The organism is Aquabacterium sp. A7-Y (assembly GCF_026153205.1).
Classification (GTDB): Bacteria; Pseudomonadota; Gammaproteobacteria; order Burkholderiales; family Burkholderiaceae_C; genus Caldimonas.
Genome location: NZ_JAPFBW010000001.1, coordinates 49,805 through 63,456 on the forward strand (window position 1 = coordinate 49,805; position 13,652 = coordinate 63,456).

Genomic DNA, 13,652 nt, shown 5'->3' on the forward strand with positions numbered 1-13,652 from the left:
CAAAATCCGGCCTGGGAAGGGGCGCCGAAACCAACGCCTCGTGAACTCCTGCCGCGCGCCCTCAGCGGGCCGCTTCCTGGTGGTAGGCCGTCACGCGCTCGACCTCGTTTTTCGAGCCCAGAATCACGCTCACGCGCTCGTGCAGCTTGCCCGGCTTCACATCCAGGATGCGCTGCTGCCCGTTGGTCGCTGCGCCACCGGCCTGCTCGACCAGGAAGCTCATCGGGTTGGCCTCGTAGAGCAGGCGCAGCTTGCCGGGTTTGTCCGGCTCACGCTGGTCCCAGGGGTACATGAAGATGCCGCCGCGGGTCAGGATGCGGTGCACATCGGCCACCATCGAGGCGACCCAGCGCATGTTGAAGTCCTTGCCGCGCGGGCCTTCCTTGCCGGCCAGGCATTCGTCGATGTAGCGGCGCACCGGCGGGGCCCAGTGGCGCATGTTGCTCATGTTGATCGCGAATTCCTTCGTGTCGGCAGGAATCCTCACGTCGTCCTGGACCAGGACGAAGGAGCCCTGCTCGCGGTCCAGGGTGAACATCGCCACGCCGTCGCCCACGGTCAGGACCAGCGTGGTCTGCGGACCGTAGATGCAGTAGCCGGCTGCCGCCTGCTGGCTGCCCGGCTGCAGGAAGTCCTCCTCGCTGACGCCGGTGTGGCCCTCGGGCTTCTTGAGCACCGAGAAGATCGTGCCGATGCTGACGTTGACGTCGATGTTGCTGGAGCCGTCGAGCGGGTCGAACAGCAGCATGTACTCGCCCTGCGGGAAGCGGTTGGGCACCACGTAGATGCCGTCCATCTCCTCGGAGGCCATCGCGGCCAGGTGGCCGCCCCATTCGTTGGCCTCGATCAGCACCTCGTTGGCGATGACGTCGAGTTTCTTCTGCACCTCGCCCTGCACGTTCTCGGTGCCGGCGGTGCCGAGCACATCGCCCAGCGCGCCCTTGTTGACGCTGATGGCGATGCGTTTGCAAGCGCGTGCCACCACCTCGATCAGCAGGCGCAGCTGGCCGGGGATGTGGCCGTGCATGCGTTGCTGCTCGACGAGGTATTGCGTGAGGCTGACGCGTTTTTGGGTCATTTCATACTCCCAATGGTCTATCGAAATTGTTGTGGCCGTTCGCGGCCTCAGTCGGCCAGTGCGCGTGTGACGATTTCGCGCACGTCGTCGCTGAGCTCGGGCTTGGCTGCGACGCGCGCGATGGCTTCGCGCGCAGCGCTGCGGTAGGGCTCGGCCAGCTGCTTCCAGCGGTCCATCGCGCGGGCGACGCGGGCCGCGAGTTGCGGGTTGATCGCGTCCAGCTCCAGCACGCGGTCGGCCCAGAAGACGTAGCCGGCAGCGTCGCGGCGGTGGAAGGCGGCCGGGTTGCTGAAACACAGCGCCGTGACCAGGCTGCGCGCCCGGTTGGGGTTGCGCAGCGAGAAGTCGGGGTGCGACAGCAGCTGCTTGGCACGGGCAAAGACCTTGCCGTCCTTCTCGGGCGCCGAAGCCTGCAGCGCGAACCACTTGTCGATCACCAGCGCCTCGTCGCGGAACAGAGCGTGGAAGCGCTGCAGCGCCGGCTCGGCCAGCTCGTGGTGGGCCCCCACCAGGGCGCCGACGGCCCCGATGCGGTCGGTCATGTTGTTGGCGTCCTTGAAACGCTGGTACGCCTTGCCGGGCCACTCGGTGGTGGACTGCGCCGTGGCTGCCAGGCAGAGGTTGGCCAGCGCCAGGTTGGCCAGCGCGCGGCGCCCCGAGGACACCGGGTCGGGCGAGTAGCCGCCTTCGGTCTGGTGGGTGTCGAAGGCGGTTTCCCAGTCGGCCTGCAGGGCCAGCGCGAGCTGCAGGCGCAGCGACTCGCGCACGGTGTGGATCAGCTGCGGGTCGACCTCCTGGAGCTGCTCGGCGATGTAGCTTTCGCCAGGCAGGGTCAGCAGCAGGTCCTTGAAGGCGGCGTCCAGGGTGGGGTGGTGCAGCACGGCACGCATCGCTTCGAGGTAGGGCGCGTCGGCTTCGATGCGGCCGTCGCCCTTCACCGCGGCCAGCAGCCGGTTCAGGCCCAGGCGCTGCGCCGCCTCCCAGCGGTTGAAGGGGTCGGCATCGTGGGCCAGCAGCACCAGCAGGTCGGCGTCGCTCAGCGTGTCCTCCAGCACCACCGGGGCCGAGAAGCCGCGCAGCAGCGAAGGCACCGGCTGGGCCTCCAGGCCGGTGAACTCGAAGTGCTGGGTGGCTTCGCTCAGCACCAGCACACGTTCGGTGCCGGCCGAGGCGCTCTCGCCGACCAGCTGCAGCGGCAGCGCCGCGCCGTCGCGGCTCACCAGGCCCAGCGCAACGGGGATCACGAAGGGCTGCTTCTCGGGCTGACCCGGGGTCGGCGGGCAGTGCTGGCTCAACTCCAGCCGCCAGGTGCGCATCTCGGCGTTGTAGTAGCCGCGCGCGGTCACGCGCGGCGTGCCGGCCTGGCTGTACCAGCGGCGGAATTGATCCAGCTTGTGCGCCAGCGGGCTGTCGGGGTTGGCGTCGGCGATCGCCTGTGCGAAGTCGTCGCAGGTCACCGCCTGGCCGTCGTGGCGCTGGAAGTACAGCGTCATGCCGCGTGCGAAACCGTCGCGGCCCACCAGCGTCTGCATCATGCGCACGACCTCAGCGCCCTTGTCGTAGACGGTGGCGGTGTAGAAGTTGTCGATCGCGACATAGCTGTCCGGGCGCACCGGGTGCGCCATCGGCCCCGCATCCTCGGGGAACTGGTGCTGGCGCAGCGTGCGCACGTCGTCGATGCGTTTGACGGCACGCGCGCTCGGCGAGCCCGAGAGGTCCTGGCTGAACTCCTGGTCGCGGAAGACCGTCAGGCCTTCCTTGAGGCTGAGCTGGAACCAGTCGCGGCAGGTCACGCGGTTGCCGGTCCAGTTGTGGAAATACTCGTGGCCGACCACGCTCTCGATGCCGGCAAAGTCGGCGTCGGTCGCGGTGGCAGGGTTGGCCAGCACGTATTTGGTGTTGAAGATGTTGAGGCCCTTGTTCTCCATCGCGCCCATGTTGAAGTCGCTGACAGCGACGATCATGAAGCGGTCGAGGTCCAGGGGCAGGCCGAAGCGGGCTTCGTCCCAGGCGACCGAGGCGATCAGCGAGCGCATTGCGTGCTCAGTCTTGTCCAGGTCGCCGGCGCGCACGTAGACCTGCAGCAGGTGGTTGCGGCCGCTGCGCGAGCGGATCTTCTGCTCGCGGCAAACCAGGTTGGCGGCCACCAGCGCAAACAGGTAGGAGGGCTTGGGAAAGGGGTCGTTCCACTTCGCGTAGTGTTTGCCGCCTTCCAGCTCGCCCTGCTCCAGCAGGTTGCCGTTGGACAGCAGCACCGGGTAGCGCGCCTTGTCGCCCTTGAGGGTGACGGTGTAGACCGCCATCACGTCGGGACGGTCGAGGAAGTAGGTGATGCGGCGGAAGCCCTGCGCCTCGCACTGCGTGAAAAAGCCGCCGCTCGAGGTGTAGAGGCCCGACAGGCGGGTGTTCTTCTCGGGCGCGCAGGTGGTGCGCACCTCCAGCGTGAACGGGGTCTCGGGCAGGTTTTCCAGCACCAGCTGCTGGTTCTCGACGCGGAAAGAGACCGATTCGCCGTTGACCAGCACGCGGGTCAGGTTCAGGTCCTCGCCGTCCAGGCGCAGCGCCTGCGCGGGGACGTCGGCATTGCGCTCCAGGGTCATCCGGTTGACCACCAGGGTCTTGGCCGGGTCGAGGTCGAACGTCAGGTCGACGGTCCTGATCCAGTAGGGCGGCGGGGCGTAGTCCTCGCGGCGGGTCACTGCAGCGGTGCCTTCACGCATGGTGGTCGCTTTCTTTCATTGCGGGCCCCGGTCCGGGGCCCGAAGTTTCAGATGCCCTGTTTCAGGCTGGCTTCGATGAAAGCGTCGAGGTCGCCGTCCAGCACCTTCTGGGTGTTGGAAATCTCGACGTTGGTGCGCAGGTCCTTGATGCGGCTCTGGTCCAGCACGTAGGAGCGGATCTGGTGTCCCCAGCCGACGTCGGTCTTGCTGTCCTCCAGCTTCTGCTGCTCGGCCATGCGCTTGCGCATCTCATGCTCGAACAGCCGCGAGCGCAGCATCTGCCAAGCCTCGTCGCGGTTGCGGTGCTGCGAACGGTCGTTCTGGCACTGCACCACGATGCCGGTGGGCATGTGGGTCAGGCGCACCGCGGAGTCGGTCTTGTTGATGTGCTGACCGCCGGCGCCGGAGGCGCGGAAGGTGTCGGTGCGCACGTCGGCCGGGTTGATCTCGATCTCGATCGAGTCGTCGACCTCGGGATAGACGAACACGCTCGCGAAGGAGGTGTGGCGGCCGCCCGAGGAGTCGAACGGGCTCTTGCGCACCAGGCGGTGCACACCGGTCTCGCTGCGCAGGTAGCCGAAGGCGTACTCGCCCTCGACTTTGATCGTGGCGCTCTTGATGCCGGCCACATCGCCCTCGGACTCTTCCATCACCTCGGTCTTGAAGCCCTTGCGCTCGCAGTAGCGCAGGTACTGGCGCAGCAGCATGCTGGCCCAGTCGCAGGCCTCGGTGCCGCCGGCGCCGGCCTGGATGTCGATGAAGCAGTTGTTGGGATCGGCCGGGTTGCTGAACATGCGGCGGAACTCGAGTTGCTCGAGCTCGGCCGTGAGGGCATCGACTTCACCTTCGATGGCTTGCAGGCCCGCGATGTCGTCATCGGCCCTCGACAGCTCATAAAGCTCGCCGTTGTCCGAGAGCTCGGACTCGAGGCGGCTGATGGTCAGCACCACGCCTTCGAGCGCTTTTTTCTCGCGCCCCAGTTCCTGGGCGTGTTTGGGGTCGTTCCAGACCGCCGGGTCTTCCAGCGCGGCGTTGACCTCGCTCAGACGGTGAGACTTGGTCTCCCAGTCAAAGATACCTCCGTAGCTCGGCGGTGCGCCGAGTCAGGTCTTCCAGCGTGGCGCCCAAGGTGTTGATGCGTTCTGCGTCCATGGCTCGTGTCCTTCTCAAAACGCGGCATTTTCTCATGCTGCGGCGGGCCTCCCGTCGTCTGCTTCGATCCGGCGATGCAGGAGCGTGAGCGGGCGCTTCCTCGGTGCGCCAAGCGCGTCCGGCGGGCGGAAGGCGTCGGGCCCGCTGGTATAGTGACCGGGTGATGGGGGCGCATGTTTTGTGCCGGCGACGCGGCGGCCCGGTCAGGCCGGGAGTTCGCGCTGTGCAGTCCCCTGCGATGACGACAAAGGCCGCGCAGCGGTTCAGGATCCATGAGCAGTTTGTTCCTCCGCAACCTAGAAGCACAGATCGGCCTTCTGCAGCAGCTGCAGTCCTTGGACGAGGTGGTTGGCCGGGCCGGTGTGTTGGCAGCCCGGACGCTGGGCGCGGGCGGCCGGCTGTTTTTCTGTGGCAACGGTGGCTCCGCGGCCGACAGCCAGCACATGGCCTCCGAGCTGACGGGGCGGTTCGTCAAGGAGCGCAAGCCACTGGCCGCGGTTGCCCTCACGACCGACACTTCGGCCCTGACTTCCATCGGCAACGACTATGCCTTCGAGGAGGTGTTCGCCCGGCAGCTCGCCGGGCTGGCGCGCGCGGGCGACTGCCTCGTCGGCATTTCCACCTCGGGGCATTCGAAAAACGTTGTGCGTGCTGTTGCCACTGCCCGTGAGCTGGGTGTGCACACGATCGGGTTGCTCGGTCGCGACGGCGGCCAGCTCAAGGACATGTGCGATGTGGCCATCGTGGTGCCGAGTCAGGTGACGGCGCGCATCCAGGAAACTCACATCCTGATCGGACACACCCTGTGCGGGCTCATCGAGGAAGGCCTCGGCCTGGTCTGAGCTGCGGCCCGGCTGGCCCGGCCGCGGGAGAGGTCGGCGGGGCGCCTAGCGGCGCTCCAGGAAGGCCTCGATGTGCCGTGCCAGAGCTTCCGGCTGGTCGTGGTGCAGCATGTGGCCCGCCGGGGACAGCACGTGGCGCTCGAGCTGCTTCACCGTCGCGAGACGGGCTTCGAAATCGGCGCGGGGGTAGCGGTCGCCCCAGAATTTCTTCAGGTCCGTCTGGTCGCCTTCCGCCCACAGGACCGGTGCGCTGATCTGCTGCCAGCAGGCGAGCGCTTCCTCCCTGCGGTAGAGCACCGGATTGATGCGCTTGTGCACTGGATCGCCGAGGATCTCCCAGCGTCCGTCGTGCGCCTGCTGCGCCCAGTGGGGCGCGAGCCAGTCGGCCCGGTCGCGGCGCAGCAGCGGATTGGTCTTGCAAAGGCGGTCGGCGACGGCCTGGAGGCTGTCGTAGCTGCGCAGTTCCACCGGCTGCTTCAACTCGTCGAGCCACTTCGCGTAGCGCTTGGGTGCCTGTTCAGGGTGGCTGTCGGGCAGGCCGAAACCTTCGAGGTTGATGAGGCGGCGCACGCGCTGCGACCGCACCCCCGCGTAGAACATCGCGACGTTGCCGCCCATGCTGTGGCCCAGGAGGTCGATGGTCTGGCCGGGCAACAGCTGGTCGAGCAGGGCGTCGAGGTCGGCCAGGTAGTCGGGGAACCAGTAGGTGTCGAGGCCCGGACTTTGCGTGAGACCGAAACCGCGCCAGTCGGGCGCAAGCACGTAACGCTCCGTCTGCAGCGCATCCACCACAAACTGGAAGGAGGCAGCGACGTCCATCCAGCCGTGCAGCATCACCAAAGGGGGGCGCCCCGGAGAGACTGCCTCGGGTGATCCCCAGCTGCGGATGTGGTAGCGCAGGCCGCGCACTTGGGCGATCACCGAGGTCGAACGGCGGGCTGGGCTGTAGGGAGGCAGGTCTGCCTTCGTTCGCGCTTGTGCTTCTGCGTGCGTGGGCTGGTTCGGCTGCATGTCTACTCCATGGCCTGCGCGGCCACCATGCCTGCATACAGGCCGCCGCGCTCCATCAATTCCTTGTGTGTACCGGCTTCCACCACACGGCCGTCCGAGAGCACGTAGATGCGATCGGCATTGCGGACGGTGCTGAGGCGGTGGGCGATGAGGATGAGCGTCTTCTCGCCGTGCCACTGCTCGATGGACTGTTGCACGATCCGCTCGGATTCGGTGTCCAGGGCCGATGTGGCCTCGTCGAAGATCCAGACCTTCGCATTTTTGTAGAGGGCGCGGGCGATCGCCAGGCGCTGGCGTTGTCCTCCCGAGAGGCGGCTGCCGTTGGTGCCGACCATCGTATTGACGCCGTCGGGCTGTGCTTCGACGAACTCCCAAAGATTGGCGGCTTTCAGGGTGGCTTCGATCCGGTCTGCGTCCTTGGGTTGGGCGTATGCGACGTTGTCTGCAATGGAGCCGTCGAACAAGACGATGTCCTGGGAAACGACGGCAAACTGTTTTCGCAAGGACGCCTTGCGTATGGTTTGCACGTCAATGTTATCCAAAAGGATAGTGCCCGCGGTCGGTGCGACGAAGCCCAGTAACGCGCTGACGGCCGTAGTCTTGCCGGCACCTGAGGATCCAACCAAGGCGATGGTCTGTCCTGCAGGCACCGCGAGATCGAGGCCGTTCAGCGCTTTCTGCTCGCTGTCCTGATATACCACGCTGACGTGATCGAACTGGATCGCTCCCGAACAGGTCTCGAGCTCCTGGGTACCGGAATCGGGCTCGGGCGGAGTATCCATCAATTCGAAGCTCGCGTTCGCGGTGATGAGGCCGTTGATGATGGGTTGGGTGACATCAGTCAAGTGACGCATAGGCGAGATGGTCATCAACATCGCTGTGATGAAGGCCACGAATTCGCCCACCGTCGTCGCGCCCTTGTTCGCGTCGATCAAGGCAAGCGTGAGGATCAACGCAACGCCGGTGCTCGCCACCACCTGTGTCAGCGGTGTCATCATGGCACCAGCGGCAACGCTCTTCAGCGTAGCTCGCCGCAGTTTGGCTGCTTCGTCCGCGAAGCGCCGGCGTTCAAAGTCGCCGGCATCGAAGGTACGTACTACCCGCCAGGCCCTGGTGATGTCGTCGACAATTCCCACCAGTTTGACCTGAGACTCGTAGGACTGCCCGCCGACTTTCATGACCCGCTTGTGTACCCTGCGGACCACGAAGCCGAGCAAGGGCATGGTCACCAACGAAATGAGCGTCAGTTTCCAGTTCAAGTAAAACAGATAACCGAGCAGCGCTACCAGCGTCGTTCCATCGCGCAGAATGCTGGTGAGTGCGCTGGCCAGCGCTCCAGTGGCGCTTTGCGGGTCGTTGATGACCTTGGTGGCGGCCACCCCAGGACTGATACGGCTGTAGAGGCTGGCATCGGCTCGCATCACAGCCGTCACGAGATCGGTGCGGAGGGCCATTACGGCCTGCGAGGTCGACCAATTGAACAGGTATGTACCGGTGAACGCCAGGAGACCCCGGGTCGCGAACAGGCCGATGATCACGACGGGCACAAGCCAGGTGGGAAAGCCCAGGTCGGCTTTGAAGCCGCTGTCCAGCAGGGCTTTGAATAGAGCGGGAACCAGCGGCTCGATGGCGGCCGATAGGAAAAAACAGATGACGCCGAGGATCACGCCCGTTCCGTGTGGACGGATGTAGGCGAGCAGTCGCTTGGCGGCGGGTTTGAGGTTCATAGGTCTCTTCCATGAGCAGGCGCCGTTAGGCGTCCTGCAGGAGGTGCACAGTTGAGCCGGCGCAACCGTCAATAGCCGGTGATGGAGAGTCCCAGTCTCTTGCGCAGGCTGCGGATCCATTTGCGGCGCCGCTTTGCCCATTTGCCCTCGGAGAGGGATGCAGGCGACTGTTTGACGACAATGCTTTCCAGCGAGGCGGAACGGATCCGTCGGTTTTCATCTCTCAAATGAGCGATCGTCTTCGTGGCTGCCTGATACAGTTCCCACAGTTCGATGGCACCGCGGAACGACTGCGGCGCATAGGACAACGAGAGCGTAAGGGGAGCCGGTCCCCAACGTCCGACGTAATACGCGCAGGAGGCGGGCGTCGCGGCAGTGTTCTCCTGGGCCGGCAGTACCCATGTTCTCACGTGGTCGACACGACCTTTCATGATGTCGCGCGGCGAATCGGCTACCACGGGCGACGGGTGCAGCGGGAGGTGGCAGTGGCCGATCGCGGGGGTACCAAGGATCCACTCGTCAGCTTTTCCCAATACGCCTTCTGCAAGGGCCTGAAAATCGGCCAGGGTGTATTTGACGAGATGGAAGGGATTGTCAATCCACTCGTGGGCATGATCGTTGGGGCAACTCACGATCAAGGTACCGCCCGGAGCGAGTAGAGCGCGCAATGTCTCGAGGAACATCTTTGCATCGGGAACATGCTCGATGGTTTCCAGCGAGACGATTACGTCGAACCGCTCCTGCCCGAGGATGGAAAGAAGATCAGTGCCGTCGGTTCGAAGATAACGGACGTTCTCCCCGCTGAAGTACTTGTTCGCAGCAGCAATCGCCTCAACTGAAACGTCCACTCCGGTCACGGTGCTAGCGCCCCATTGACTCAGCAATTTGCTGCCGTAACCTTCCCCGCACGCTATGTCGAGGACCTTCTTCCCCTTGCAAGCCTCGGCTGCCACTGCGTAGCGGTTGAAATGCTCGCTGAAATTAAGCGCCTGGTATGTAGAACCGGAATCGGAAAAGCTCAGTCGTTCTTCAATCATTGCAAAAACCGCTCATTATCGGAGGACTCTAATATCTGCAGCGCCTGGTTGTGATGCACTTCGGGGCTGCGCTGTCGGTCGATGAGTTCGACCGCGATCGTGCTCATGCGCACAGCACCTTCGAAGTCGGCGTAAAAATCCGCGAGAGCGGATCGATAGTTGAGCGCCATGCGCTCGTCGTTGAACTCATGCGGCACAAGCTTGCCGCACCCTTCTCTCAGCACTTCACCGATCCCACCAACGTCTGGGGCGACAACTGGGAGCCCGTGAGCCAGGGCTTCGAGAATCATATTTGGCATCCCATCGAACCAGGAGGTGTAGAGCAGTCCGTCGTAGCGCGAAACGTCGATGTCCCCTAGCTTCGCGAAGGGCGGATTCACCGACACGTTTGGGGAAGCGATGAAAAGACTTCTCAGCTTAGCATGTTGTTCGGTCGCACCATACACATCGATGGAGATGGGGAGGCCCGTTTTGCGTGTCAGTGCCGCAATCATGACGAGGAGTTCGACGCGCTTTTGGGCGTCGATCCGTCCCGCCCAGACCATTCTTCCAGAGAACCTGCGCTTGTTCTGGTACGCCGGCGCGATGCCTACTGGTTTGTTTGCGTACGCGGGAAGGATATAGTAGTTCGGAAGTTTCTGCCCCAGCAGAAACTCGTCATCGCGCAAAATGCTTTCGCAATCGCAGATGATCTTGTTGATACGAGGGCGCATCCGGTCCAGCAAGGCGATGCTCCCCGGATTCTTATATTTTGCGCCCATGAAGTCGTTCATGCCATCGCACCACCGATAGTAGATGAACTTACATTCGGGCAGATGGATGGCATGTTGCTCGACGAAAGTATGTCCGAATTCCGATGGTTTGATGTGGATGCGGCTTCCCTGGGCGCTCGCCTGAATGAGGCGTAACACGGCTGACATCGCCGCAGCCTGGCTGAAGCTGGCGTAGTCGGAAAGCGGTAGGAAGGTCGTTTTGGAAGAGAGCCTTGTCCGCCAAATGTGGCGGGCCTGAGCCGAGGTGCCGACGACCAGCACACGGTTGTCGGCCCTTTGCTCAACGGCCTCGATCATCTGCAGCAGGTACTTTTCGCCGCCCCCGATTGACAGATCCGGAAGGAGAAAAACATCGGTGAATCGCGGGCCGCTCTTCTGCTCCAGTTGCTTGCAGATGTGATAATAAAGGCGACCTGCTCCATCGTTGCCCCGATATGCCAGATAAGGTTGCTGCCGAGTCGCCGTACCGGGGTCAATAGTGGGGTCTATGCCGGCGGCGAGCAGCACTGCGGAGACGACCTCCGGCGTTCCCCAGAATGTCTCGGCCACTTTGGCGGCAGTTTCTGAAGTGCTCACCACCCCCGCGGGAGCCGCGTTCATCTCGCCTGCGCACGCGGCAAGGTAAGCCGCCGGCTCAAACAGCCGGCTGTAGGCCTGCACCGGGCAGAAGGACTGCAGCCGAATGTCGGCCATGATGCTGCCGTGGCGCTGGCGGTAAAACAAGACGGTGTCTAGCGCAATCACGAAACGCCAGCCGTGCGACGCCGCTTCACAGTTGAAGTGCCAGTCTTCGAAAGCGTAGCCAAGTTCCTTCTGCGGATGCACATGCTGCAGTTGTTGGAACAACTCAGCTGGAGCGCATATCTGAGAAATATAGGGGTGCTGGTCGATCAGCAGGAGGTTCGGTGCTGCGTCGTAGCGTCCTACGAAGGATTTGACGCCGAAGGCAAGGATGTAGTGTGGCAGGACGATCGACTTGGGATTTGCTTGAGCCGTCGCGACCTTCTGCGACAAGGAGTTGAAGGACCAAAGGTCGTCCGCATCGGCGAGGCAGATATAGCGACCGCGTGCGACCCGGCAGCCGGCGTTGCGCGATTCCGCGAGAGAGCGGTTGCAGCATTCGACGAGCGTGAAACTGTCCCAATAGCCGAAGTCCCATCCTCGCACAAGGTCACTCGTGGCAGCGTCCGCGTCGTCGAGGACGATGACCAATTCGCAGGAGATGCCTCGCGCCTGGGCGTGGATGACGGTGTCGTACAGCGAACGGAGCGATCGGGCGATGTATACCGACTCCCGATGGGCGTTGAGCACGACCGAGATATCAATAGGGGGCAGTGCGGTCATGGAGTGACAGCTGTAGTGATGTCAATGTGGCAGAGCTTGAGGCGCCTTGTGGCTGCACGAAACCTTTTGGAAGCATGAAACCGGGATTTGGCGACTACTCGTGAGCGTAGGAGGTCGAAATGAAGGAGAAGAGACCTTTGTGTGCGACGCTCTTGAAGATGCGATAGATGGCTCGTCTCTTCTGAAGCGAACGGATGACCCGCGCAAGTGGTGGAAGAGATGTGACGATCTCCGCGCGCCCCGTCGGTACGATCGTCGATTCGAGCTCCCAGTCATGCTGCACGACGGGGGGGGAAATGAGCAAGGATTGCAGCCCGTGGCGCCAATACAGATTGAACTCGCGGTCTATCGGCAGGCACGGTTCCGAAATGACCGACAGCAGGCGCCGTGCCCCGGCGAGCGAGAGCAGGTAGCCCTGCGTACCGAACGGGTCCTTGGTGGGAAGGATCAAGGTTCGATCGTTCGCAAGCTGGCGTATCGGCTTTCCGATTTGCGGCTCAAGGCTCGACAGGCGCACCAGATCGAAGCTCAACGGCAGTGCGGCGAGTTCGGTGCAGACCGAAGCCAGGTCGCCGTGCAGGTCGACGTCGTCCTCGAGAACAAGTGCGAACGGGATGTTCTCGTCGGCGATCTTTCGCCAGACGCCTACGTGGCTGAGGTAGCAGCCCAGTTCGCCGTCCGAGAGCTGCGCTGCTTTTGCCCATAGTGAACGAGAGTTACGTCGCAACGTCCGGCCGTTCACGGCGTCGAAAAACTCCGCTTCGAGGCCCGCCTTTGTCAAACGCTCGGACATCAACGAGCGCCTTTCTGCCGATTCGGCCAGGCTGATGACCAGCGTTCTAATATTCGTGTTTCCCATGCCGCAGCAACCGAGTCTTGTGTAGTCATTCCGGCGCCGTCCTGGGGGCGCCCCTCCCGTTCCTCCGCGGCGCGGAAGCATGTCCTGATCCGACATCTTTCAGCTTGCGAGGCTCAGCCCCTCAGTGCACGCCATACATCGTCGACCGCGATGTCTTCGAGGCGATCGGCGCACAGCCCCTGGATGAGCGGGTCATGATCGAGCGCCGGACGATTCCCAAGCAGAACAAAGGTCCTGCATCCGGAAGCGGCCGCGATGCTGATCGCGCCGGTATCGTTGCCGACACACGCGTTCACAGAGTGAAGTGCCGCAGCGGTGTGTACCAGCGGGACTTGAGTCAGCGACATTATCGCGCGTGGTCGCTCCTGTCCGGCTGCCGCTTCGATTTGCTCGGCGAGTTGGCGCTCCCCGGGACCTCCAAGGAGCACCACGCCGCAACCGGTCCGCAGGAGACGACGCGCGAGGGCTGCGAACTTGTCCAAGCCCCATTGCTTGTGAGGTTCCGACGTTCCGATTGCGAAAGCATAGAGCGGTCTCGGGAGATGACTCAGCCGCTCCGACATCTCGGCGACAAGTTCCGCCGGCACTCTGATCCTCGGAACGATCGCGTCTTCGCAGAAGCCCTGAGCGATCGCGAACGCCGTTGCTTCTTTGTAAACCGCGACTGCCGGCCCCCGATACCGGGGGATGAACGGCGGTTCGGTCAGGAAAATTCGCTGCAGCCAGTGGTAGCCGTACCCGCTGCGTCGCGGTATGCCGGAAAGCGCCGCCAGCAGGCCTCGGCTCGGACGTCCGGAAAACAGGACGAGCCGGTCGAACTTCAGCTCACGAAGCTGCTTCGCCATGCGCCACATGCCTGTCAGTCCGCCATGAGCCGACGCTCGTCCTTCCGAACGCCGTCGTCGGTGGTCGTGATCGATGACCTCGGTGAGCCAGGGTTCATGCGCCAGCAGATCCCGTGCGAGCGTCGATGGTTGAGCGATGACGGCGACCTGACCGTCGCGGCTTTGGCGGGCGACGGCCTCAAAGTAGGGAATGTGCCAAACCAGATCGCCGATGCCGGTGAACTGATGTAGAACGGCTGTTTTGGGTCTCGTGTCCATCTGCCA

The 13,652-nt window shown here is 63.6% G+C and carries 10 protein-coding genes; 1 reads left to right on the plus strand and 9 read right to left on the minus strand.

Annotated features, from left to right (window positions below; translation table 11 throughout):
* Window positions 1-61 precede the first annotated feature (61 nt).
* From OOT46_RS00240 to prfB, 3 genes are all read right to left on the minus strand, one after another.
* Complete coding sequence (locus tag OOT46_RS00240) at window positions 62-1,078, minus strand: class 1 fructose-bisphosphatase (protein WP_265401562.1); 1,017 nt, start codon at window positions 1,076-1,078, stop codon at window positions 62-64.
* 47 nt (window positions 1,079-1,125) lie between these two features.
* On the minus strand, window positions 1,126-3,798 hold the full coding sequence (gene pepN, locus OOT46_RS00245) for an aminopeptidase N (RefSeq protein ID WP_265401563.1): 2,673 nt from the start codon (window positions 3,796-3,798) through the stop codon (window positions 1,126-1,128).
* Window positions 3,799-3,845: 47 nt separating this feature from the next.
* Window positions 3,846-4,950, minus strand: a protein-coding gene (gene prfB, locus OOT46_RS00250) for a peptide chain release factor 2 (protein ID WP_265401564.1) whose coding sequence is annotated in 2 segments (ribosomal slippage) — window positions 3,846-4,868 and window positions 4,870-4,950 — 1,104 coding nt in all. Because the reading frame shifts where the segments join, the coding sequence is not laid out codon by codon here.
* Window positions 4,951-5,222: 272 nt separating this feature from the next.
* On the opposite strand from prfB, the gene OOT46_RS00255 reads away from it, so the two are divergent.
* Complete coding sequence (locus OOT46_RS00255; protein WP_265401565.1) at window positions 5,223-5,792, plus strand: D-sedoheptulose-7-phosphate isomerase; 570 nt, start codon at window positions 5,223-5,225, stop codon at window positions 5,790-5,792.
* Window positions 5,793-5,837: 45 nt separating this feature from the next.
* On the opposite strand, the gene OOT46_RS00260 is transcribed toward OOT46_RS00255, so the two are convergent.
* From OOT46_RS00260 to OOT46_RS00285, 6 genes are all read right to left on the minus strand, one after another.
* The gene (locus OOT46_RS00260) at window positions 5,838-6,803 is read right to left on the minus strand and encodes an alpha/beta fold hydrolase (protein ID WP_265401566.1); all 966 of its coding nucleotides are present in this window, start codon (window positions 6,801-6,803) and stop codon (window positions 5,838-5,840) included.
* 2 nt (window positions 6,804-6,805) lie between these two features.
* Complete coding sequence (msbA, locus tag OOT46_RS00265) at window positions 6,806-8,530, minus strand: lipid A export permease/ATP-binding protein MsbA (RefSeq protein ID WP_265401567.1); 1,725 nt, start codon at window positions 8,528-8,530, stop codon at window positions 6,806-6,808.
* Window positions 8,531-8,598: 68 nt separating this feature from the next.
* Window positions 8,599-9,567 carry a class I SAM-dependent methyltransferase gene (locus tag OOT46_RS00270; RefSeq protein WP_265401568.1) on the minus strand — a complete coding sequence of 323 codons (969 nt, stop codon included), beginning with the start codon at window positions 9,565-9,567 and terminating at the stop codon, window positions 8,599-8,601.
* Window positions 9,564-11,684 (minus strand): glycosyltransferase, encoded by a 2,121-nt coding sequence (locus OOT46_RS00275; RefSeq protein ID WP_265401569.1) that lies wholly within the window; start codon window positions 11,682-11,684, stop codon window positions 9,564-9,566. Before OOT46_RS00275 ends, OOT46_RS00270 begins: the two co-directional genes overlap by 4 nt.
* Before the next feature lie 94 nt (window positions 11,685-11,778).
* A complete protein-coding gene (locus OOT46_RS00280) occupies window positions 11,779-12,639 on the minus strand; it encodes a glycosyltransferase family 25 protein (protein ID WP_322114215.1) in 861 nt (286 codons plus the stop codon).
* A 17-nt stretch (window positions 12,640-12,656) separates the two neighbouring features.
* Window positions 12,657-13,646, minus strand: a complete 990-nt coding sequence (locus OOT46_RS00285) for a glycosyltransferase family 9 protein (RefSeq protein ID WP_265401571.1) — start codon at window positions 13,644-13,646, stop codon at window positions 12,657-12,659.
* Window positions 13,647-13,652: the final 6 nt, after the last annotated feature.